This window comes from Nonomuraea sp. NPDC059007, assembly GCF_042740555.1.
In the GTDB taxonomy this organism is placed as follows: Bacteria; Actinomycetota; Actinomycetes; order Streptosporangiales; family Streptosporangiaceae; genus Nonomuraea.
On sequence record NZ_JBHYJD010000013.1, the window covers coordinates 200,279 to 220,330 of the forward strand.

Annotated in this window: 23 protein-coding genes; 12 read left to right on the plus strand and 11 right to left on the minus strand. The window is 70.7% G+C overall.

Annotation, left to right across the window (positions count from 1 at the left end; translation table 11 throughout):
- The first annotated feature begins 33 nt into the window (after positions 1 to 33).
- Together ACFWY5_RS23300 and ACFWY5_RS23305 are read left to right on the plus strand one after the other, a co-directional pair.
- Positions 34 to 774, plus strand: a complete 741-nt coding sequence (locus tag ACFWY5_RS23300; protein ID WP_379634220.1) for a PEP-utilizing enzyme — start codon at positions 34 to 36, stop codon at positions 772 to 774.
- 9 nt (positions 775 to 783) lie between these two features.
- Positions 784 to 1,380, plus strand: coding sequence for a TetR/AcrR family transcriptional regulator (locus tag ACFWY5_RS23305; protein ID WP_379616686.1), 597 nt, complete (start codon positions 784 to 786; stop codon positions 1,378 to 1,380).
- On the opposite strand, the gene ACFWY5_RS23310 is transcribed toward ACFWY5_RS23305, so the two are convergent.
- Complete coding sequence (locus ACFWY5_RS23310; RefSeq protein ID WP_379616688.1) at positions 1,346 to 2,059, minus strand: TetR/AcrR family transcriptional regulator; 714 nt, start codon at positions 2,057 to 2,059, stop codon at positions 1,346 to 1,348. The two genes, ACFWY5_RS23305 and ACFWY5_RS23310, sit on opposite strands and share 35 nt — an antisense overlap.
- Positions 2,060 to 2,198: 139 nt before the next feature.
- Here ACFWY5_RS23310 and ACFWY5_RS23315 point away from each other — a divergent pair, with 139 nt between their 5' ends.
- Genes ACFWY5_RS23315 through ACFWY5_RS23325 form a run of 3 tightly spaced genes read left to right on the plus strand, consistent with a single transcriptional unit; the run spans position 2,199 to position 4,326 of the window.
- Positions 2,199 to 2,525 carry a YrdB family protein gene (locus ACFWY5_RS23315; protein WP_379616690.1) on the plus strand — a complete coding sequence of 109 codons (327 nt, stop codon included), beginning with the start codon at positions 2,199 to 2,201 and terminating at the stop codon, positions 2,523 to 2,525.
- 2 nt (positions 2,526 to 2,527) lie between these two features.
- Positions 2,528 to 3,439, plus strand: a complete 912-nt coding sequence (locus ACFWY5_RS23320) for an NAD-dependent epimerase/dehydratase family protein (RefSeq protein WP_379634222.1) — start codon at positions 2,528 to 2,530, stop codon at positions 3,437 to 3,439.
- Positions 3,436 to 4,326: a Gfo/Idh/MocA family protein gene (locus tag ACFWY5_RS23325; protein ID WP_379634224.1), complete on the plus strand. Its 891-nt coding sequence runs from the start codon at positions 3,436 to 3,438 to the stop codon at positions 4,324 to 4,326. Before ACFWY5_RS23320 ends, ACFWY5_RS23325 begins: the two co-directional genes overlap by 4 nt.
- Here the strand turns inward: ACFWY5_RS23325 and ACFWY5_RS23330 are convergent.
- The 3 genes from ACFWY5_RS23330 to ACFWY5_RS23340 are packed head-to-tail and all read right to left on the minus strand — an operon-like array spanning position 4,310 to position 7,538.
- Positions 4,310 to 5,098, minus strand: a complete 789-nt coding sequence (locus tag ACFWY5_RS23330) for a trypsin-like serine peptidase (protein WP_379634226.1) — start codon at positions 5,096 to 5,098, stop codon at positions 4,310 to 4,312. The genes ACFWY5_RS23325 and ACFWY5_RS23330 overlap by 17 nt on opposite strands.
- A 53-nt stretch (positions 5,099 to 5,151) precedes the next feature.
- Positions 5,152 to 6,162, minus strand: coding sequence for an acetamidase/formamidase family protein (locus ACFWY5_RS23335; protein WP_379616698.1), 1,011 nt, complete (start codon positions 6,160 to 6,162; stop codon positions 5,152 to 5,154).
- On the minus strand, positions 6,159 to 7,538 hold the full coding sequence (locus ACFWY5_RS23340) for an APC family permease (RefSeq protein ID WP_379634229.1): 1,380 nt from the start codon (positions 7,536 to 7,538) through the stop codon (positions 6,159 to 6,161). Before ACFWY5_RS23340 ends, ACFWY5_RS23335 begins: the two co-directional genes overlap by 4 nt.
- Before the next feature lie 170 nt (positions 7,539 to 7,708).
- Here ACFWY5_RS23340 and ACFWY5_RS23345 point away from each other — a divergent pair, with 170 nt between their 5' ends.
- Positions 7,709 to 8,080 (plus strand): VOC family protein, encoded by a 372-nt coding sequence (locus ACFWY5_RS23345; protein WP_379616702.1) that lies wholly within the window; start codon positions 7,709 to 7,711, stop codon positions 8,078 to 8,080.
- 3 nt (positions 8,081 to 8,083) lie between these two features.
- On the opposite strand, the gene ACFWY5_RS23350 is transcribed toward ACFWY5_RS23345, so the two are convergent.
- From ACFWY5_RS23350 to ACFWY5_RS23360, 3 genes are all read right to left on the minus strand, one after another.
- Positions 8,084 to 8,563, minus strand: a complete 480-nt coding sequence (locus ACFWY5_RS23350; protein WP_379616704.1) for a cupin domain-containing protein — start codon at positions 8,561 to 8,563, stop codon at positions 8,084 to 8,086.
- Positions 8,564 to 8,579: 16 nt separating this feature from the next.
- Entirely contained in the window at positions 8,580 to 8,768 is a 189-nt protein-coding gene (locus tag ACFWY5_RS23355; protein WP_379616706.1) for a hypothetical protein, read from the minus strand.
- 75 nt (positions 8,769 to 8,843) lie between these two features.
- Positions 8,844 to 10,121 carry a Glu/Leu/Phe/Val dehydrogenase gene (locus tag ACFWY5_RS23360; protein WP_379634231.1) on the minus strand — a complete coding sequence of 426 codons (1,278 nt, stop codon included), beginning with the start codon at positions 10,119 to 10,121 and terminating at the stop codon, positions 8,844 to 8,846.
- Positions 10,122 to 10,364: 243 nt separating this feature from the next.
- On the opposite strand from ACFWY5_RS23360, the gene ACFWY5_RS23365 reads away from it, so the two are divergent.
- The 4 genes from ACFWY5_RS23365 to ACFWY5_RS23380 all read left to right on the plus strand — a co-directional run bounded on the left by ACFWY5_RS23365 (position 10,365) and on the right by ACFWY5_RS23380 (position 14,569).
- Positions 10,365 to 11,906 carry an alkaline phosphatase D family protein gene (locus ACFWY5_RS23365; protein ID WP_379634233.1) on the plus strand — a complete coding sequence of 514 codons (1,542 nt, stop codon included), beginning with the start codon at positions 10,365 to 10,367 and terminating at the stop codon, positions 11,904 to 11,906.
- 22 nt (positions 11,907 to 11,928) lie between these two features.
- Positions 11,929 to 12,642 carry a methyltransferase domain-containing protein gene (locus ACFWY5_RS23370; protein WP_379634235.1) on the plus strand — a complete coding sequence of 238 codons (714 nt, stop codon included), beginning with the start codon at positions 11,929 to 11,931 and terminating at the stop codon, positions 12,640 to 12,642.
- Positions 12,643 to 12,882: 240 nt separating this feature from the next.
- Complete coding sequence (locus ACFWY5_RS23375; RefSeq protein WP_379616714.1) at positions 12,883 to 13,470, plus strand: RNA polymerase sigma factor; 588 nt, start codon at positions 12,883 to 12,885, stop codon at positions 13,468 to 13,470.
- The gene (locus tag ACFWY5_RS23380; protein WP_379616716.1) at positions 13,463 to 14,569 is read left to right on the plus strand and encodes a hypothetical protein; all 1,107 of its coding nucleotides are present in this window, start codon (positions 13,463 to 13,465) and stop codon (positions 14,567 to 14,569) included. The genes ACFWY5_RS23375 and ACFWY5_RS23380 overlap by 8 nt, the downstream gene beginning before the upstream one ends.
- A gap of 233 nt (positions 14,570 to 14,802) precedes the next feature.
- On the opposite strand, the gene rocD is transcribed toward ACFWY5_RS23380, so the two are convergent.
- The 3 genes from rocD to ACFWY5_RS23395 form a co-directional block, all read right to left on the minus strand.
- Positions 14,803 to 16,014, minus strand: a complete 1,212-nt coding sequence (gene rocD, locus ACFWY5_RS23385; protein ID WP_379634237.1) for an ornithine--oxo-acid transaminase — start codon at positions 16,012 to 16,014, stop codon at positions 14,803 to 14,805.
- Between the two features lie 38 nt (positions 16,015 to 16,052).
- A complete protein-coding gene (gene ddaH, locus ACFWY5_RS23390; protein WP_379616720.1) occupies positions 16,053 to 16,844 on the minus strand; it encodes a dimethylargininase in 792 nt (263 codons plus the stop codon).
- A gap of 138 nt (positions 16,845 to 16,982) precedes the next feature.
- A complete protein-coding gene (locus ACFWY5_RS23395; RefSeq protein WP_184966517.1) occupies positions 16,983 to 17,456 on the minus strand; it encodes an Lrp/AsnC family transcriptional regulator in 474 nt (157 codons plus the stop codon).
- 180 nt (positions 17,457 to 17,636) lie between these two features.
- Here ACFWY5_RS23395 and ACFWY5_RS23400 point away from each other — a divergent pair, with 180 nt between their 5' ends.
- Complete coding sequence (locus tag ACFWY5_RS23400) at positions 17,637 to 18,404, plus strand: hypothetical protein (RefSeq protein ID WP_379634239.1); 768 nt, start codon at positions 17,637 to 17,639, stop codon at positions 18,402 to 18,404.
- Positions 18,401 to 19,105, plus strand: coding sequence for a hypothetical protein (locus ACFWY5_RS23405; RefSeq protein ID WP_379616725.1), 705 nt, complete (start codon positions 18,401 to 18,403; stop codon positions 19,103 to 19,105). Before ACFWY5_RS23400 ends, ACFWY5_RS23405 begins: the two co-directional genes overlap by 4 nt.
- On the opposite strand, the gene ACFWY5_RS23410 is transcribed toward ACFWY5_RS23405, so the two are convergent.
- Positions 19,102 to 20,049, minus strand: coding sequence for an isopenicillin N synthase family dioxygenase (locus ACFWY5_RS23410; RefSeq protein ID WP_379616727.1), 948 nt, complete (start codon positions 20,047 to 20,049; stop codon positions 19,102 to 19,104). The two genes, ACFWY5_RS23405 and ACFWY5_RS23410, sit on opposite strands and share 4 nt — an antisense overlap.
- Between the last annotated feature and the right edge of the window lie 3 nt (positions 20,050 to 20,052).

The following is a 20,052-nucleotide window of genomic DNA, read 5'->3' on the forward strand; positions in this document are numbered from 1 at the left end:
ACGGGGCCCCCCCCCCCCGCCCCCGCGCCCTACATGTCCCCCGGGCGCGCGGGCGCCCCCCCGGCGCGCCCCCACGGCCCCGATCCGCTGGAGCGGCTGCTGAGCCATCCCCGGCTGCGCTCGCCGCGACGCAGGCGGCGGGTCGAGCGGCTGGTCAGGGCGGCGCGGGCCGGGCTCGCCTTCCGCGAGGACAGCCACTTCTCCTTCACGATGCCCCAGCCCATCCTGCGCCGGTCGCTGGTGGAGATGGGCAGGCGGCTCGGGCTGCCCGACCCGGAGGACGTCTTCCACCTGCGGCTGGAGGAGCTGGAAGGCATCGAGGATCCGGCGGCCGGGCCGTACCGGGAAAGGCTGCGCGCCACGATCCTCGCCAGGGCGGCCAAGCGGGAGGAACTGCGGGGTGTGCGGCTCATCGACCCCCGGGCGGTCTTCCCCGCGCCCAACGCCGGTGACGCGCTGGTCGCCGGCACCCCGGCCAGCGGCGGCACGGTGACGGGGCCGGTCAGGGTGATCCGCGAGCCCGCCGAGTTCGGCCGGCTGGCCGCGGGGGACGTGCTGGTCTGCCCGTACACGAACCCGTCGTGGACGCCGTTGTTCCAGCGGGCCGCCGCGGTCGTCGTGGACACCGGCGGCACCGGCTCGCACGCGGCGATCGTGGCCAGGGAGTACGGCATCCCGGCGGTCATGGGCACCGGCGAGGGCACCTCGGTGCTGACCGACGGGCTCATGGTCGTCGTGGACGGAGACACCGGCACGGTCGGCAAGGCTCCATAGGATGCATCCATGGTCACCGACCACCGCAAACAGCCCCGCCGCCGGGGCGAGGCGCTGCACGCCGCCATCTTCCGGGCCACGCTCGACGAGCTGGCCGAGGTCGGCTACGCCAAGCTGACCATGGAACGGGTCGCCGAGCGGGCCAGGACCGGCAAGGCCTCGCTGTATCGCCGCTGGCCGACCCGGCTGGAGCTGGTGATGGCGGCGGTCTACTCCGTCCTGCCCGACCCCTCCGACGTGGCCGACACCGGCAGCCTGCGCGGCGACCTGCTGGCCCTGCTCCGCCACACCGCGGCCGCGCTGGACGGCGCCCCCGGCGAGGCCATGCGCGGGCTGCTGAGCGAGGCGCTCGGCGACCGCGGCCGGGGCGCCGCGCTGCGCGAGAACTCCCAGGGCGCGGGGCGCAGGATGATGCACGAGGTGGTCCGCCGCGCGGTCGAGCGCGGCGAGGTCGAGGCCGGCGCGGTCACTCCCCGCCGGCTGGACGTGGGTCAGGCGATGATCAGGCAGTACTTCCTGTTCAACGGGACGCCGATCCCCGACGCGCTCATCGTCGAGGTGGTCGACGAGATCATCGTGCCGCTTCTGGGATGCCCAGCCCCATGAGGGCGGCGTTGTTGAGCATGGCGTGCTCGAAGGCGGTCCTGCGGTTGTCCAGCGTGTTGTTGAACTGGCCGAACAACTCGAAGCTGACCCAGCCGAACAGGCCGGTCCAGGCGTTGATCGCGCGGAAGACGACCAGGTCGGAGATCCCCGGCATGACGGCCCGGACGAGCGCGGCGTCCTCGGCCAGCGAGGGCGGGGGAGCGGGCGCGATGCCGGGGGGGTCGAGGACGCCCGCCTCATGGGCGTCCGACAGGATGCGGCCGAAGACGACCGTGTCGCGGACCGCCGCCTCCACGGTGTCCATCGGCGCCTGGTAGCCGGGTACGGGCGAGCCGTACAGCAGGGCGTACTCGTGGGGGTTGGTCAGCGCCCAGTCGCGTACGGCGTGACAGACCGCCAGCCAGCGGCCCAGGTGGTCGCCGCGATCGACGGCGGCGTCGGCCCGCTCCACGCACTCCCCGATCGCGTTGTAGCCGTCGATGATCAGGGTGGTCAGCAGGTCGTCCCGGCTGGGGAAGTAGCGGTAGATGGCCGAGGAGACCATGCCCATCTCGCGGGCCACGGCGCGCAACGACAGCCCGCCCGCCCCTTCCGTGGCGAGCTGGCGCCGGGCGATGTCGGCGATCTCCTTGGTGAGCTCGGCTCTGACACGTTCTCTCGCGGTCCTGCTAGCTGTCATACTCAGCACGCTACCAGAGCGGTGGCAATAAACGAGAGCACTGCTCTTGACGAAAAGTGCTCTTTTGAGAGAGCATTGCTCTCGTAAGCGAACGGCAGTCACGAAGGTTGGAGTCCCCGAGATGATGAAGAACGCGAATATGCTGCTGATGTTCCTCCTGGAACTCGGCGTCATCGCCGCCGTCGGATACTGGGGATTCACCGTAAGCTCGAACTGGATCATCAACACGCTCGCCGGGCTCGGCGCGCCGGCCCTCTTCATCACCGCCTGGGCGCTGTTCGGCGCTGGTGGCGGGGTCAACGCCACCTTCCCGGCCACCGGGATCTGGCGGGGCGTCCTGGAGATCCTCTGGTTCGGCGGCGGGGCCGCCGCACTCTACGCCGCGGGCGCCGCCACTCCGGCCGCCGTCTTCGCGATCCTCTTCGCCGTCAACGCGACTCTCCGCCTCATCTGGAAGCAGGCCTGATCATGGGTAAGCACGTCATCGTCGGTTCCGGCCAGGTCGGGACCCACCTCGCCGTCAAGCTCCGCGACCTCGGCCAGGACGTCACGGTCGTCACCCGGTCGGGCAGCGGCCCGGAAGGCGTCGTCAAGGTGGCCGCGGACGTGGCCGACGCCGCCCGGCTGACCGAGGCGGCCAAGGGCGCCGACGCCCTCTACAACTGCGTCAACCCGAAGTACCACCGCTGGCTCACCGACTGGCCGCCGATGTCCGCGGCGTTCCTGGCCGCCGCCGAGTCCACCGGCGCCGTGCTGGCCATCCTCGGCAACCTCTACCCCTACGGCCCCGTCAACGGCCCCATGACCGAGGACCTCCCGCTGGCCTCGCGCAGCCCCAAGGCCATGGTCAGGGCGAAGATGTGGCAGGACGCGCTGGCCCTGCACGAGGCCGGCCGCATCCGGGTGACCGAGGTACGCGCCTCCGACTTCTTCGGCCCCGGCGCCAGCGACCAGTCGTACCTGGGCGGGCGCTTCATCGACCCGCTCAAGGCGGGCAAGACCATCCAGCTCGTCTGGCCGGCCGACGTGCCGCACAGCTGGACCTACCTGCCCGACGTCGCCGACGCGCTCATCACCGCCGCCGCCGAGGAGCGGGCCTGGGGCAGGGCCTGGCACGTGCCCACGAACGAGCCGATGACCTTCCGGCAGATCGGCGCGGGCATGGCCGCCGTCCTCGGCCGCCCCGCGCCCAAGATGAGCGTGCTGCCGTGGCCGGTCCTGCGGGTCGCCGGGCTGTTCAACCCGTTGATCGGCGAGTTCCGCCACATCCGCTACCAGTTCGTCGCGCCCTTCGTGCTCGACTCCAGCGCCTTCCAGCGCACCTTCGACGTCGCGCCCACGCCGGTCGACGAGGCGCTGAAGGCTAGCCTGGCCGGATGAAGATTGCCATGATCGGCCTGGGCGACATCGCGGAGAAGGCCTATCTCCCCGTGCTGGCCACCCAGCCCGGCCTCGACCTCCACCTGTGCACCCGCAACACCGGAACCCTCGACCGCCTGGGCGCGGCGCACCGGATCGCCAACCGCTTCACCACGGTCGAGCAGGTGGTCGAGGAGGGGATCGACGCGGCGTTCGTCCACGCCGCCACCGGCGCCCACCCCAAGATCGTGGACACCCTCCTGCGCGCGGGCGTCCACGTCTACGTGGACAAGCCGATCGCCGACAACCTCGCCGAGTGCGAGCGGCTGGTGAGCCTGGCGCGCGAGGCCGGACGCTCGCTGATGGTCGGCTTCAACCGCCGCTACGCCCCCGGCTACACGGGCCTGGCCGAACTGCCCAGGCACCTGGTGATCATGGAGAAGAACCGCGAGAACCACCCCGACGCGCCCCGCCCGGTCATGTTCGACGACTTCATCCACGTCGTGGACACCCTGCGCTTCCTGGTCCCCGGCGAGGTGAGTGACACCCGCGTCCGCACCAGGGTCCGCGCCGGCCAGGTCGAGCACGTGACGCTGGAGCTGTCCGGCGACGGCTTCACCGCCATCGGCGTCATGAACCGGCTCAGCGGCGCCTCAGAGGAGAGCTGCGAGGTCATGGGCGACGGCGTCAAGCGCCGCGTGGTCAACCTCGGTGACGTCGTCGACTACACCGGGTCCGGCGAGGTCCTGCGCCGCCGTCCCGACTGGGTGCCGGTCGCGCGGCAGCGCGGCATCGAGCAGATCACGCTGGACTTCCTCGCCGCCGTGCGCGAGGGCCGCGTCCTGGACGCCGGTGACGCGCTGGTCAGCCACGCGATCTGCGAGGAGATCGTCAGCCACGCCGCATGACGCGGTCGGCCCTGCTCAGCATGCGGGCGAAGGGCCGCGAGTCCAGCGGTGCCAGCACCGTGAACCCGGCCGGGTCCGACAGCGGGCTTGAGGAGGAGACCACGCCCGCCACGGCCCCGCCGTACAGGGCCGGGCCGCCGCTCCCGCCGCCGGACGCGTGACAGTTGTGCGTGACGAGCACTCCCCGGTACGGCGCCGCCTGCCCCAGGCAGTGGTAGAGCCGCGTGCCCGGATAGCGCCGTCCGGCCGGATACCCGAGCAGGTCCAGGGCCCGGCGCCGCGACAGCGTCCCGCGCGCCACCGGCCGCAGCCCGCGCCCGGCCACCGACTCCAGGGACGAGCGCCCCTTCCCGGCGACGCCGACCAGCGCGAGGTCGTAGGGCAGCCGGGCGGGGGAGTCCGGCCGGTCGCGCCACTCTGAGGGCACCCAGGTGCGTACGGCGGGCCAGACGCCCATGGGCGCCCGCCCCCCGTCGTAGCCGGGCATGAACACCAGTCCGCGCAGCCGCCTGCCCCGGTGGTAGAGGCAGTGCGCCGCGGTCAGGACCAGGCTCCTGCTCCGCGACCTCAGGACGGCGCCGCCGCACATCACGGCCGTCCCCGCCACCGGGTCGTGGCCGATCAGCACACCGGTGTCGGGCCGGGCGCGACCGGCCGGGGCGTACCCCAGCCGGTCGCCGCCGGGGGTGAGCACGTGGGCGGCGGGAACGGCGTCGAGGGGTGGCTCGGCCGTCGGGTTGAGCAGGGTCATGGACAGCAGCAGCCGGAGCACGCCTCCACTGTAGAGCGAAGGTGATCATTACCCTGACCTGCGACACTCGCCTTTCAGCGGGAAGAAAGATACTCCGCGCCGAGGGCGCGCAGCCGGGCGTGGGCGGAGCCGTAGGCGGCCGGATCCTTCAGGTGGGCCTTGGCGACCTTGGCGACCATCGTGTAGTTCGTGTCGCACACGTTGCCGACCGGCGCCTGGCCCGCCTGGCTGATGAGCTGGTAGGCGTCGAGCGTCTCCAGCCCGGTCAGCTCGGCCGACCAGGTGACCAGGTCGTGCTGGCTGACGCGGTAGGCGTCCTCCAGCGGACGGGCCGAGCCCGTGGACATCAGGTGCAGGTCGTCCTCCATGCGCGGCCACGGCGTGCCCACGCCCTTGATCAGGTCCACCGCGACGACGGTGTTCATCGCGGTCTCCAGCGCGGTGCCGCACACCTCGCCGTGGCCCTGGCGGCCGTGCCCGTCGCCGATGGCGAACAGCCCGCCCGCGACGTTGACGCCCAGGTAGACGGTGACGCCGGCGCGCAGCTCCGGGGTGTCCATGTTGCCGCCGTGAGCGTCGGGCGTGATCGTCATCTTGACCTCACCGGCCGCCGGGGCGACGCCGACGGTGCCGTGCATGGGGTCCAGGGGCAGCTCGACGGTGAAGTCGCTCTTCCTGGCCCGGTAGACGGCCACGCCGCGTTCCAGGTCCAGGTCGTAGCGCCAGACCCGCTCCTCCAGCGCCGGATGCAGCATCGCGGTCGTGTGGGTGGCCGTCAGCGCCCCGAAGTGCGGGAACGTCGTGGACATCGCCCAGTCGCGGGCCGGGGTGATCGAGACGAAGTGCAGCGCGATCGTGTCGCCCGGCTCGGCGCCCGTCACGTGGAAGGGGCCGGTCACCGGGTTGAGGTAGGGGAACTCGCACACCTGTGACGGCAGGTCGTCCACGGTCCGCACCCGGCCGCCGAAGCAGTCCTCGGTGTAGAGCTCCAGGATCGTGCCGGGCCGTACCTCGCCGACCGGGGCACGGCCGCCGAAGGTGTAGCTCAGCTCGTCCGGCCCGGGGCGGTAGGGGTGGATGTTCACACGACCTCTTTCGGCAGGCGTGGGCGGCGGCCCACGAGGTAGGTGACGGCCAGGACCACCAGGCCCAGCCCGAGCCAGGCGAAGCCCAGCCGCTGCGCGGCCACGTTCGCGTTGACGACGACGAAGACCAGGATCGCGAATCCCAGCAACGGGACCAGGAGGTGGGCGATCAGGTTGGAGCTGCGCTGCCGTAGCAGATAGTGGACCACGACGGCGACGTGCAGCAGCAGGAAGGCGGTCATCGCGCCGAAGTTGACCAGCGAGCTCATCAGCGGGATGCCGTCCTCGCGGGTGCTCATGTAGACGCCCAGCGCGAGCGAGAGCGCGGCGACCGCGAGCGTGGCGTTGACCGGGACCTTGTGGCGGGGGTGGACGCGCGACAGGAACGCGGGCAACTGGCGGTCGCGGGCCATCGCGAACAGCAGCCGGGACGTGGCCGCCTGGGCGACGAGCGAGTTGGCGAAGCCCCAGGCGATCGCGGTGGCGACGGCGGTGAGCGTGGCCAGCCAGGGGCCGCCGGCGAAGGCCGCGGTGTCGTAGAAGGCGCTGCCGGCCGGGTCGCCCTTCTCCAGCAGCGTGGCCCGGTTGGGCGTGAGCAGCGCCGCCACCCAGGTCTGCGCCACGAACAGCACGGCCGCCAGCGCGAGCGCGGCCACCATGGAACGGCCCAGCCGCCTGGCGTCCTCGCGGCTCTCCTCGGCCAGCGTCGAGATGCCGTCGAAGCCGAGGAAGGACAGCACCGCCACCGACGCGGCCCCGAACACCAGTGGCAGGGTGAACGTCGAGGAGTCGAAGAGCGGGGTCAGCGCGCCCGTCTGCGCCTTGCCCTGGGCCAGCGCGACCACGCCGACCACGAGGAAGATCGCGAGCACGATCAGCTCGGCGACCAGCATGATCCGGGTGATGCGCACGGTCATCTGGATGCCCAGGTAGTTGACCACGGTGTTGAGCGCCACGAAGACCACCACCCATCCCCATACCGGTATGACGGGCACGAAGGAGTTCATGGCCACGCCGGCGACCAGGTACAGCAGGCCGGGCACCAGCAGGTAGTCGAGCAGGATCGCCCATCCGGCGATGAACCCGACGGGGGCGCCGATGCCGCGGCCGGCGTAGGTGTAGACCGATCCGGCCATCGGGAAGGCCCGCGCCATCTGGGCGTACGACAGCGCCGTGAACGCCATCGCGACCATGCCGACGACGTAGGCCAGGGCGACCATGCCGCCGGAGGCGGCGAAGACGCTGCCGAAGATGCCGAACGGCGCGATCGGCACCATGAAGATGAGCCCGTAGATCATCAGATCCGCGAAGCCCAGGGATCGCTGGAGCTCTTGGCGGTATCCGAACTGCTCCACGGTGGTGGGGGGTGTGGGCATGTTGCCGGGTCCTCTCATGGAGCCCCTGTAGGGGCTTGATGATCGCGAGTATCTACCGGCGGTGCGCCCACGCGAAAGGGGCAATTCTGGACTTATGGGGCTCTTGGGTCGACGCGCCACGACGCCCGGCCGCCTGGCATCGGGGCCGGGCCGGGCATAGCTTGGCTGGTATGGCAGTCGACTTGAACCACACGATTGTGCAGAGCCGGAACAAGCGTGCTTCCGCCGAGTTCCTGGGCGGGATCCTCGGCCTCCCGGTGGGCAAGGACTGGGGGCCGTTCACGCCGCTGGAGACCTCCAACGGCGTCACGCTCGACTACATGGAAGCCACGTCGATCCAGCCGAACCACTACTGCTTCATCGTCAGCGAGCCGGAGTTCGACGCGATCTTCGCGCGGATCGAGGAGGCGGGCGTGGAGTTCTGGGCCGACCCGGGCCACCACACCCCCGGCGAGATCAACCACCTGTACGGCGGGCGCGGCGTCTACTTCGACGACCCCGACGGCCACAACATGGAGGTCATCACCGCGCCGTACGCCTGATCCCTACAGCCAGTAGTTGTCATGGCGCAGGTAGAACGCGGCACGCTCCTCGTCGGTCATGTCCCCGGACTCCACCAGGCCCTCGAAGTACCCCTCGCGGGGCGCGCCCGGGGAGAAGTGCAGGAGCATCTCGGCGGGCTCGCCGGACTCGTTCCTGAAGCCGTGGATGCCGCCGGCCGGGACGTGGACCCAGTCGCCCGGCTCGGTCTCCAGCCACTGGTCGCCGTTGAAGATGCGGATCGTGCCGCGCAGCACGTAGAACGACTCCGTGATCGTCTTGTGGAAATGGGGGCCGGGCCCGCTGGGCGTCGGTCCCATGACCCAGCGGTAGAGGCCGAACAGGCCGCCGGTCGAGGCGCCGGTGGCGATGTAGTGGACCTCGTTGCCGTTGGGGTAGACGAGTTCGGGCGCGTGGCCCGCCGGCCGGTGCAGGGCGCTCTTCTCGCCCTGGTCACCGTGGTAGATCGGATCGGGATAGGTCATGGTCAGAGCGTACGGGCTAGGTCTTCTTCTTGGCCGACTCGCCCCACATGACCAGGCCGGCCCCCACCAGCGCGATGCCCAGGTAGCCCCAGTTCGGGACCTCGGCGACGCGGTGCAGCAGGCCCCACTTGGAGTCGAAGAACGTGAGGCCGACGAAGCCGGCCACCCCTTGGATGAGGAGGATGACCCCCACGATTGCTCTCATGGGGCTCAGCCTGGCAGCCGCCCCGGGACCGGAACATCGGTCCCAGGGCGGTCGCGCCACCTACTTAAGTCGCGCTCACGGGTAGAGGCCGCGCATCTGGTGCGCCTCGGCCACCCGGCCCACGCCGATGAGGTGGGCGGCCTGGCGCAGCGTCAGGCCCTTCTCCGCGGCCAGCGACTTCACCTCGCCGTACGCGCTCTGCATCAGGTCGCGCAGCTTCATCTCGACCTCGGCGGCACTCCACGAGAAGGCCTGCATGTTCTGCACCCACTCCAGGTACGACACGATCACGCCGCCCGCGTTGGCCAGGATGTCCGGCACGACGGTGGTGCCGGAGGCGGCGAGGATCTCGTCGGCCTCCGGGGTGGTCGGGCCGTTGGCGCCCTCGACGATGAGGCGGGCGCGGACCCTCGGAGCGTTCTCCTCGGTGATCACGCCTTCCAGCGCCGCCGGGACCAGCAGGTCCACGTCCAGCTCGAACAGGTCGGCGTGGCTCATGGCGTCGGCGTGGCGGTAGCCGTACACGCTGCCGGTCTCGGCGCTGTGGGCGCGCAGGTCGGCGATGTCCAGGCCGGTCGGCGAGTAGATCGCGCCGCGTACGTCGGAGACGGCCACGACCTTGCAGCCCACGTCGGCGAGGTACTGCGCGGCCAGCGCGCCCACCTTGCCGAAGCCCTGCACGGCCACGGTCACGCCATCGGGTGAGCGGCCGAGCGCGGCCAGGGCCGCGATCTGCACGCCGCGCGAGGTCGCCCCGGCACGGCCCAGGGAGCCGCCGAGCGTCATCGGCTTGCCGGTGACGACGCCGGGCACCGAGTAGCCGGCGTTGACGCTGTAGGTGTCCATGATCCACGCCATGGTCTGCTCGTCGGTGCCGACGTCGGGGGCGGGGATGTCCTTCTCCGGGCCGATGAGCGGCAAAATCTCGTTGACGTAGCGGCGGGTGAGCCGCTCCAGTTCGCGGGTGGTCAGCGCGGCCGGGTCCACGGAGACGCCGCCCTTGGCGCCGCCGTAGGGGATGCCGACCAGGGCGCACTTCCACGTCATCCACATCGCCAGCGCGGTGACCTCGTGGATGTCGGTGCTGGGATGAAAGCGGATGCCGCCCTTGGCGGGGCCGCGCGATACGTTGTGCTGGACACGGAAGCCCTGGACCACGTCCATGCGGCCGTCCTCGCGGCGGACCGGCACGGAGACGGTCAGCGAACGGCGTGGCGTGGCCAGCATCGTGCGCAGCCCGTCGTCGAGACCGAGGTGCTCGGCCGCGTGGCCGAGCTGGTGGAGAGCGGAGTCGAGGGCCTGTTGTCCAGGGGTGATCAGGGCCGGCGTCTTTGACGGCACCATGATGCTCATGGGAGAAAATCCTCCTGTTATGTACGCCCAAATCAGTGGATTAAGCGCCGTTGCTCGATCCATTTGGACGTTCTTGTCGTGATCAGCCTATATCGAGTGGTTTCGAATTGTGTAGGGATTCTGTCCAGATTCGCAGCCGATCCGTTGTAGACAAATCCAAGCGCGTGATCGTCACTCAGGGAACGTGCCACACTGGCAGGCTGGGTAGAAGCTCTTCGCCGAACTGTCACATGAGGGGGTGGGATGCCCGGGTTGGTGATCGGTCCCATGCTGCGCTACGTCGATGAGACCAGCGCGTCCATATGGGTGGAAACCGACGAGCCATGCCAGGTCACGGTCTCGACACGCGACGGGGAGCACTCCTCGCCGACGTTCACCGTGCACGGCCACCACTACGCCATCGTCGATCTCACCGAGCTGACACGGGACGTGCCGGAGTACCGGGTCGAGCTGGACGGAACCTCCGTCTGGCCGCTGGAGGGCCGCGCGCCCAGCCGGATCCGGTTGATCCCGCCCGAGGGGCCGCGCCGGCTGGCGTTCGGCTCCTGCCGTACCAGCGTGCCCCATGACGCGGCGCACGTGCGCACGCACGGCCCCGACGTGCTGCGCGCCTACGGCGACCACCTCGAGACCGCCGACGACCCCGACTGGCCCGACCTGCTGCTGCTGCTCGGCGACCAGGTCTACGCCGACAACCCCTCGCCCGAGATGCTCGACTTCATCCACGCCCGGCGCGCCTCCGAGCCGCAGGACGAGATCGCCGACTTCGAGGAGTACGCCGAGCTCTACCGGCTGGCCTGGACCGAACCGGAGCTGCGCTGGCTGCTGTCCACGGTGCCGACCGCCATGATCTTCGACGACCACGACGTCCGCGACGACTGGAACACCTCCCAGACGTGGCGCGAGACCATGGCCCGCGTGCCCTGGTGGAAGCACCGGGTGATCTCCGGGCTCGGCGCGTACTGGGTCTACCAGCACCTGGGCAACCTCTCGCCGGCAGAGCGGGCCTCCGATCCGCTGCTGCAGGACCTCCTGAAGGGCGGGGGCTCCGAGCGCCTCGACGCCTTCGCCGAGCAGGCCGACGCCGAGCCGAGCAGCAACCGGTGGAGCTACGCCCGCGACCTCGGCCACACGAGGCTGCTCGTCGTCGACACCCGCTGCGCCCGCCAGCTCACGCCGGGCGACCGGCGCATGCTCGACGCGGTCGAGTGGGCCTGGCTGGAGGAGCAGGTCGCGCTGCCGGCCGAGCGGCTGATCATCGGCTCGTCGATCCCGTTCATGCTGCCCGAGGGCGTGCATTCGGTGCAGAACTGGAACGAGGCGCTGTGCGACGGCAAGTGGGGCAAGCCGGTCGCGCGGCTCTCGGAGATGTTCCGGCAGGCGTTCGACCTGGAGCATTGGGCGGCGTTCCGGCGGTCGTTCGACTCGCTGGCCACGCTCCTGCTGAAGACGGGCGTGCCGGTGATGATCCTGTCCGGTGACGTCCATTACTCCTACGTCGCCAAGTCCCGCAACATCACCCAGTTGGTCTGCTCGCCCATCCGCAACCCGCTCAGCAGGCTGCTGCGGCTGGCCAACGTGTTCACGCAGTTCGGCATCGCCACGTTGATCGGGGGGACGCTGGCCAAGCTCGCCCGCATCCCGCGCCCGCCGATCCGGTGGCGGGTGACGCACGGGCCGTGGTTCCAGAACGCGCTGGCCGTACTGACCTTTCCGAACTCGGTCACCTGGTACGAGGCCACCGACAACACGGTCAAACCCATCGACACTGTACATCTAACATGAAAACCATTATCGTTCGAGTCTTGTGACTCTGGACGCCTACACCCGCACCGCACCCTTCTACGACCTGTGGCACGAGGACGGCCACGTCCCCGAGATCAGGAAGCTCCTGCCGCCCCTCCTCGACGGCGTCACCGGCGGCGTCCTGGAGATCGGCGCCGGAACCGGCCTCATCACCCAGGTCATCGGCGACACCGTGCCCGGCGAGATCTTCGCGGTCGAGCCGTCGCTCGGCATGCGCGCCATCCTGCTCTCCCGCCTGTCCGACCGGCCCTCCCTGCGCGCGCGGGTGACCGTCCTGCCCTGCGGCGCGCTCGACGCCGACCTCGACGAACCCGTCGAGGCCGCCGTGATGATCTCCGTCCTGTACGGCTTCGCGCCCCCGGAGCGCACGAAACTGTGGGAGACGCTGGCCAGGCAGCTCCGGCCCGGAGGCCGCCTGATCTTCAACTGGCGGCAGCGGCCCGTGGGCGTGCCCGGGCCGCCGGAGGTCATGGGGTCGTACCGGGTGGGGCGGCACACCTACGAGATCCTCGGGCAGGTCGTGTCGGCGACGCCCGAGATGGCCACCTCGCGCTTTTCCTACCGGGTACTGCAGCGGGGGGTCGTCATCAGCGAGGACATCGTGGAGAGCGACGGCTACCGGCCCTCCCTGGAGGAGCTGACCGCCGAGCTCACGGCGGCCGGCTTCACCCCCGGCACCGCCCCCGCCGGCCTCCTCACCTGGCACCACCCCTAACCACCCCCCTCGGGGCCCCGCCTCGCGGATTCCCGTCCCGTTCGCTTCCCACCACCGGTGACATCCCGGGCTCGGGCTCCGCGGCTCTTCGGGCTTGGCCTCCGCGGCTCCCCGGTAGGGCTTTCGGGGGTTCTGTTCTGGTGTTCGCGTCCGGTCCCCACGAGGGTGGGAGAAGAAAGGTGGAACCGGGGTTCCGGGTGCGGTCAACAACAGGGTGACCGCACACGAGAGGACCGGAACGTGGTGGGTGTTCAAGAACGGCTGGACGACGCGGCGCTGATCGGGCGCTCACTGGGCGACCCCGAGAGCTTCGCCGCGCTGTTCGACCGGCACGCCGAGGAGATCCACCGCTACGCCGCCCGCAGGCTGGGCGCCGAGCTCGCCGAGGACGTGACCGGCGAGGTGTTCCTCGTCGCCTTCCGTGCCCGCGCCCGCTACGACCTGGCCCGCCCCGACGCCAGACCCTGGCTGTACGGCATCGCCACCAACGTCGTGGCCCAGCACCGCAGGGCGGAACGCCGCCGCAACCAGGCCATGGCCAAGGTGAGCGCCGAGCGCCCGGACGGCTTCGACGAGCGCAGCGCCGACCGGGTCAGCGCCGAACTGCTCCAGCCCAGGCTGGCGCGGGCGCTCACCAAGCTGACCGCGGCCGAACGCGACCTGCTGCTCCTGGTCGCCTGGGCCGACCTCACCTACGAGGACGCGGCCCTGGCACTGGGCGTCCCGGTCGGCACCGTGCGTTCGCGGCTGCATCGGCTGCGGGTGAAGGTGCGCAGGGCTCTCGGCGGTGCCGATCCGTTCGCTGCCGAGGAGGCCCACCGTGGATGACGAGATCAGGATCTTCGCAGAAGGCCGGCCGGCGGCTCCGCCGTACCCGGAAGAGGCTCGATCGCGGGCGCGGGAGGAGCTGGTACGTGCGGCGCGCGGGGGGCGGGGCGGGTTCAGGCTCCCGCGGCTGGGCTGGCAGTCGGTGGCGGCGTTCGGGGTGACCGTGCTGCTGGTCGGGGGAGTGGCGGGGGCGCTGGCCCGCGAGGAGACGGGGATGGTGGCCTCGCCGGGCGGGCTCGATCCTCAGCCCGGCCAGTACATCGTGATCGAGACGCAGGGGACCGAGGGCGGCCTGGTGCAGGCCTGGTTCGGCCCGGAGGGACGCGTCATGAGGCAGGCCAAACGGCAGGTGTGGCTGACGTCGTCGGGGACCGAGGCGGTGTACGTCCGCATCGAGACGCCGCCGTCCCCGTCCTCGCCGGGGCAGGCGACGCCCGCGCCCGCGATGCCGCGCACCAGGTGGCTGCGGCTGGCCGAGTGCCCCGAGTGGCTGCCCATCGTGGCCCCCGACCCGGCGGCGGTGCGGGCACAGCTCGCCAACCCGGACGGCGCCTCGAACCGGGACCCGGCCGCCGCCGCGTTCGACCGGGCACGGGAGATGATCGTCGAGCGGTACCTGACCAAGGAGCAGCTGGACACGCTGATCGCGGAGCTGAAGGCGATCCCCGGCGTGCGCGTGGCCGACGGGGTCGCGGACGAGACCGGCCGCACGGGGATCGGGATCGGGCTCGTGTACGGCGGAGCCCTCAATCAGCTCATCTTCGACCCCGTGACCAGCCAGTACATGGGCCTGCGCAGCACGGTCGTGGACGCGAAGGAGGCGCAGGCGCCCGAGGGCAGCGTCCTGGCGCTGACGGCTCAGCTCGGCATGCGGGTGGTCGACTCGTTGCCCGAGGTGGACGGCCGGGAGATCACGCCCTGCCCACAGGACAAGCCCACGGCTTCGGCTAGCCCGACCCCGCCGGCCGATGCCACGCCCGCGAACGTGGCCACCTCCGCCCCGCCGCCGGTCGATGCCACCCCACCGGTCGCCACGCCCACCCCCACGTCCGCCGAACAGGCGAGCCGGGAGCCGACTCCGATCCCGGAGGAAAACTGATCGCCGCCGCCCCCTGACGCGCGGAAGGCGGCTCACCCGGAGGATCACTCCTGGCGAGCCGCCTCCCGAAACCGGGGCGCCTCTGGTGAGGGGCGCCCCACAGGGCCGTCCGGGCAGGTCTGACCTCCCCGGCCGCCCTCGGCGGGCGCACCCCCTCCGGTGAACGCCGCCTGCGGGCAGGGCCGATCTCCCGGACGGACGCGCGGTGGTCGTCCGGGAGGCCCGTATCGGGGTTACTGGAAGGAGGCGATGGCGTCGGCGAGCTGGTCGACGGCCCAGAGGAGGTCCTCCTCGGAGATGACGATCGGCGGAGCCAGCCGGATCGTCGACCCGTGCGTGTCCTTGGCCAGGACGCCGCGGGCCATCAGGGCCTTGGAGACCTCGCGGCCCGTGGCCAGCGACGGGTCGATGTCCACGCCTGCCCACAGCCCGCGTCCGCGTACCGTGACGACGCCCTTGCCGATCAGTTCGTTCAGGCGGGCGTGGAGGACCTCGCCGAGCTGGGTGGCCCTGGCCTGGTACTCGCCGGTGTTGAGGATCTCGATGACGGCGTTGCCGACGGCGCAGGCCAGCGGGTTGCCGCCGAACGTGGAGCCGTGCTGGCCCGGCTTGATGACGCCGAGCACGTCCTCGTCGGCCGCGATGGCGCTGACCGGGACGACGCCGCCGCCGAGGGCCTTGCCCATGATGTAGATGTCGGGCACGACGCCTTCGTGGTCGCAGGCGAACGTCTTGCCGGTACGGCCGAGGCCGGACTGGATCTCGTCGGCGATCATGAGAACGTTGTTCTCGGTGCAGATCTCGCGGATGTGGGTGAGGTAGCCGTCCGGCGGCACCAGGACTCCGGCCTCGCCCTGGATGGGCTCGACCAGGACCGCGACGGTGTTGGCGTCGATGGCCTCGCGGACGGCCTCGGCGGAGCCGTACTTCACGATCTTGAAGCCGGGTGTGTACGGGCCGAAGTTCTCGCGCGCGTCGGGGTCGGTGGAGAAGCTGATGATCGTGGTGGTACGCCCGTGGAAGTTGTCCTCCATCACGATGATGTTGGCCTGCTCCGGTGCGACGCCCTTGACCTCGTAGCCCCACTTGCGGGAGACCTTGATCGCGGTCTCGACCGCCTCGGCGCCGGTGTTCATCGGCAGGATCATGTCCTTGCCGGTCAGGTCGCCCAGTCCGGTGCAGAACGCGGCGAACTGGTCGTGGTAGAAGGCGCGGCTGGTGAGCGTGAGGTTCTGCAGCTGGGCCTGAGCCGCCTCGATGATCTTCGGGTTGCCGTGGCCGAAGTTCAGGCTGGAGTATCCGGCCAGGAAGTCCAGGTAGCGCTTGCCCTCGACGTCGGTCACCCAGGCGCCGTGCGCCTCGTGGATCACGATGGGAAGCGGGTGGTAGTTGTGCGCGCTGCGCCGCTCGCTGATCTCAATCAGCTCTTGTGTGGTGCTGGTCATTATCTCCCCCTATTACATGTTATGTCCGGGATTTTCTGTTATGCCCGGATTTCGAGCGTGCAGCACTTCGGCCCGCCACCGGCCTTACGCAGCTCGGCCAGCTCGACGGGGATCACTTCGTAGCCGCGCCGCTTGAGCTCCAGCTGGAGCTCGCCCGCCTCGGAGTTGATGACGATGTGCTCGCCGTCGCTGACCGCGTTGAGACCGAGAACCTCGGCATCGGCCGCCGTGGCCAGAACCGCTTCGGGAAACAGCCGCTTCAGCACCTCCTGGCTGCCCTCGGAGAAGGCGCCGGGGTAGTAGGCGACATTGCGTCCGTCGAGTGAGAATAGCGCCGTGTCGAGGTGGTAGAAACGCGGGTCGACCAGCGACAACGAGATCACCGGGCGGCCGAGGAACTCCTGGGCCTCCTGGTGCGCCCGTACGTCGGTGCGAAAGCCGGTGCCCGCGAGGACGAACTCGTCGAGCGTCAGGAAGTCGCCCTCGCCCTCGTTCACGTGCTCGGGGTTCTTCACCTGGTAGCCGCGCTCCTCGAACCAGCGCAGGTAAGCCGGGCCCTCCGGGCCGCGCTCGGGGAAGGCGAACCGCGCGCCGTACACGCGACCGCCGACCACCGTGGCGCCGTTGGCGGCGAACACCATGTCCGGCAGGCCCTCGATCGGGTCGATCAGGCTGACCTGGTGGCCGAGGCTCTCATAGGCGGCCTTCAGCCCTTCCCACTGCCGCACGGCGACTTCGCGATCGGCGCCCGCCTCGGGGTCCATCCAGGGGTTGATCGCGTACTCCACCGTGAAGTGCTCGGGGCGGCACATCAGGAAGTGCTTGGGCATACGGGTCTCCGTCATCGTCGTCGGGGGATCCCCTCCGGGCCACCAGGGGTATCTCGGGGGACGGAGACAGCCTAGGAATGCATGATTATGCAGGCCAAGCGGCTGATATTGCGCGTTGGCGCGGGTCTGTTGCGAGTCTTACCCGGTGATGGGCGATCCGTTGCGTGCGGTCGGCACGGCGGTGTCGACCAGCCTCGACAGCACGATCGAACTCTTGGTCCGCACCACGAACGGCATGGCCGCGATGCGCTCGATGACCCGCTCCACATGGCCCACGTCGGTCGCCCGGATGTGCAGGAGGGCGTCGGCCTCGCCGGTGATCGTCGCCGCCGCCACCACCTCGGGAAACCGCGCCACCGCCAGCGCGATGTCGGAGGGTTTCGTCTTGCCCTGGCAGAAGAGCTCCACGTACGCCTCGGTCGTCCACCCCAGGGCCTGCGGGGCCACCACGGCGCTGAACCCCGTGATCGTCCCCGCCTCACGCAACCGATCCACGCGCCGCTTCACCGCCGACGCCGACAGACCCACTTGCTGGCCTATTTCCGCGTATGTCGCCCGAGCGTCCTCCATGAGCGCCCCGATGATGTCGCGGTCCAGCCGATCCAGTTCCACGCGACCTGTATACAGCCTCGCCACCCGCCCGGACCCGCCCGCACCCCCGCATTCCAGGAACGCTCCCACCTCCCTTCTTCCACGACCCTCGTGATCACGAAGTCGTTTCGGGGGAGAAGACGCTTTCGGGATGGGTTGGGCGATTAGTGTGGAGATTCCAGGGACACTCGGGAGACGCGGATGGCGTTCTTGGCGCGGCTGTTCAAGCGGAGCACAGGGCTGGACCAGGAGCGGGAGGACGCTCACCAGCAAGGTGTACGCGACGCCCGCCGGCACGCGCTGCACGAGTTCACCGACCCCGACTGCCGGCCCGCCTACCTGGGCGAGGTACGGGCCATGGCGCGCGAGCGGATCGCCCGGCTGGACCGCGAACTGGCCGAGGTCAGGACCGCCCTGTTACGGGAGGCGGGCGAGGCGCGGCAGGCCGTACTGCGGATGACGGTCGACTTCGCCAGGCCCGCGTCGCCGAACGGGACGCACGCCGCCAACGGCCGGGGGGAGGACGAGTTCATCTCCATCGCCGAGGCCAGGCGGCGGCGGGAGGAACGGCGGCGGGCGGCCGAGGCCAGGGACTCCGCCGAGCGGGTGTTCGGCGCGCGGGCCCAGGTGGAACGGCTGGCGCGCGAGTGGGACGGCGCGGTGCTGCGGCGCAACCACGACGTGGAGCAGGTGCACGCCTGGGCCCAGCGGATGATCGCGGCCTACCGGAGCGGGGTGATGCGGGCCCATCCACGGCGCGAGGAGATCCCGCCGCTGTGGAAGGGCGAGGTGATCGCCATGGACACCGCCGCCCCGGTCGCCGGGAGCGAGGAGATGGGCGGGCTGCTGGAGGAGGTGGAGCGGCGGGTCGAGCTCTGGCAGGCCGAGGTGAACGGGCGGCGCGAGCTGACCACCTCCCAGCCCCCGGAACTCGAAGAGGCCGCACCTGACGAGAAGGGGGACGCGTGAGGCGGCTGGCGGGGGTCATGGTCGTCGTGCTGGCCGGCGCGGGTGTGAGCGGGTGCGGGACGGACGCGCGCGCCCTGTGCGGGACGATCGTGGACTCCACCTCGTACGCCGAGCCGGCCACGTCCAGGAGCGATGTGTCGGCCAAGCTGCCGGAGTTCACCGGCGGCTGCGACTGGATGGGCTTCGCCGCCGTCACCGGCGCCTCGGAGAGCAGCACGTGCCGCGAGACCCCGGTCAAGATCGCCGCGTCGCCGCGGGAGAACCCGAACGACAACCCGGTGGTCGACGAGCGCATCAGGAAGCACCGCCTGGGCCAGGTGCTGCCGAAGGCGCTCAAGCTGTTCGACTGCCCGGCGGAGGGCAAGGGCTCGGACGTGATCGGCGCGCTGCGCTACCTGGTCAAGCAGATGAACGCCCAGCGCCGGCCGGACAGCGCGCACCGGATCGCCGTCTTCAGCGACCTCATCAACAACCGCGGCGACCTCGACGTCAACAAGCTCGACCTGAGCGACGCCGGCAGGAAACGCAAGATCGAGGAGCTGCGCCAGGCCCGCCTGCTGCCGGACCTGACCGGGTATGAGGTGGTGGTGCACGGCTTCCTGCGCGCCAAGACCTCGAACCCGGACCGCTTCCCGCTGCTGGAGACCTTCTGGCGGGAGGCGTTCGAGGCCTCCGGCGCCGTCTCCTCCGACCTGCTCTAGTCCAGGACGTCCGCGCGCAACTGGGGGAAGACCTTGGAGACCTTGCCGAGCAGGTACTCGCCGTAGGTCCCGGTGAAGGCCCGCAGATCCTGCCCGTCCCACCGGGCCCGCCCGCCCTCGGTGTACGGCAGCGGCGGCACCTCGCTGTCCCACCCGGGATCGAAGAAGAAGGGGAAGCTGAGCCGCTCGTTCCCGCTCAGGTTGCGCACCCGGTGCGGCGTCGAGCGGTACAGGCCGCCGGTGAGCTTGTCGAGCATGTCCCCGATGTTGCACACGAACGTGCCCGGGACCGGCGGCGCGGAGATCCAGCCGCCGGGCGTGTGGACCTGGAGCCCGCCGTTGGCGTCCTGGAGCAGCAGCGTGAGCAGCCCGTAGTCGGTGTGCTCGCCGACGCCCCATCCGTCCGCGTCCGGCTCCGACGGCGGATAGTGGAAGACACGGAACAGGACGGTCGGGTCGGCGGTGTACCCGGCGCTGAAGTAGTCGCCAGGCAGGCCCAGGCTGAGCGCGATGCCGCGCATGACGGCCTGGCCGAGCCCGGTCATCGCCTCGATGTAGGCGAGCACCGCCGCGCGCAGTTCCGGGACCTGTGCGGGGAACAGGTTCGGCCCGTGCAGGGGCGTGCCGCCGGGCGGGCGCTCGGCGCCGAAGTAGATGCCCTCCTTGAGGTCGGGGCGGCCCGAGGTGAGCTCGCCGCCGACCGGGAAGAAGCCGCGCCAGGCCCGCCCGCCGCGCTCCATGGAGATCTCGTTCTTGGCCTCGTCCGGCAGCTCGAAGAACGCGCGCGCGGCCGCGTCCAGCCGCTCGATCAGCGCGGGTGGCACGCCGTGCCCCGTGACGTAGAAGAAGCCGCTGGTACGGCAGGCCGCCCCGATCTGGTCGGGGACGTCGCCGGCCGTACCGGAGAGGAGGGGCGCGATATCGATAACCGGCAATTCGCTCACGAC

Excerpts from the sequence above, each read along its gene's own strand:
- ACFWY5_RS23350 (WP_379616704.1), bottom strand. The coding sequence starts at position 8,563 with ATGACCTATCCCGATCCGATCTACCACGGTGACCAGGGCGAGAAGAGC.
- ACFWY5_RS23310 (WP_379616688.1), bottom strand. The coding sequence starts at position 2,059 with ATGACAGCTAGCAGGACCGCGAGAGAACGTGTCAGAGCCGAGCTCACC.
- ACFWY5_RS23315 (WP_379616690.1), top strand. The coding sequence starts at position 2,199 with ATGCTGCTGATGTTCCTCCTGGAACTCGGCGTCATCGCCGCCGTCGGA.
- ACFWY5_RS23340 (WP_379634229.1), bottom strand. The coding sequence starts at position 7,538 with ATGCCCACACCCCCCACCACCGTGGAGCAGTTCGGATACCGCCAAGAG.
- ACFWY5_RS23320 (WP_379634222.1), top strand. The coding sequence starts at position 2,528 with ATGGGTAAGCACGTCATCGTCGGTTCCGGCCAGGTCGGGACCCACCTC.
- ACFWY5_RS23305 (WP_379616686.1), top strand. The coding sequence starts at position 784 with ATGGTCACCGACCACCGCAAACAGCCCCGCCGCCGGGGCGAGGCGCTG.
- ACFWY5_RS23300 (WP_379634220.1), top strand. The coding sequence starts at position 34 with ATGTCCCCCGGGCGCGCGGGCGCCCCCCCGGCGCGCCCCCACGGCCCC.
- ACFWY5_RS23345 (WP_379616702.1), top strand. The coding sequence starts at position 7,709 with ATGGCAGTCGACTTGAACCACACGATTGTGCAGAGCCGGAACAAGCGT.
- rocD (WP_379634237.1), bottom strand. The coding sequence starts at position 16,014 with ATGACCAGCACCACACAAGAGCTGATTGAGATCAGCGAGCGGCGCAGC.
- ACFWY5_RS23355 (WP_379616706.1), bottom strand. The coding sequence starts at position 8,768 with ATGAGAGCAATCGTGGGGGTCATCCTCCTCATCCAAGGGGTGGCCGGC.
- ACFWY5_RS23400 (WP_379634239.1), top strand. The coding sequence starts at position 17,637 with ATGGCGTTCTTGGCGCGGCTGTTCAAGCGGAGCACAGGGCTGGACCAG.
- ACFWY5_RS23325 (WP_379634224.1), top strand. The coding sequence starts at position 3,436 with ATGAAGATTGCCATGATCGGCCTGGGCGACATCGCGGAGAAGGCCTAT.
- ddaH (WP_379616720.1), bottom strand. The coding sequence starts at position 16,844 with ATGCCCAAGCACTTCCTGATGTGCCGCCCCGAGCACTTCACGGTGGAG.
- ACFWY5_RS23365 (WP_379634233.1), top strand. The coding sequence starts at position 10,365 with ATGCCCGGGTTGGTGATCGGTCCCATGCTGCGCTACGTCGATGAGACC.
- ACFWY5_RS23360 (WP_379634231.1), bottom strand. The coding sequence starts at position 10,121 with ATGAGCATCATGGTGCCGTCAAAGACGCCGGCCCTGATCACCCCTGGA.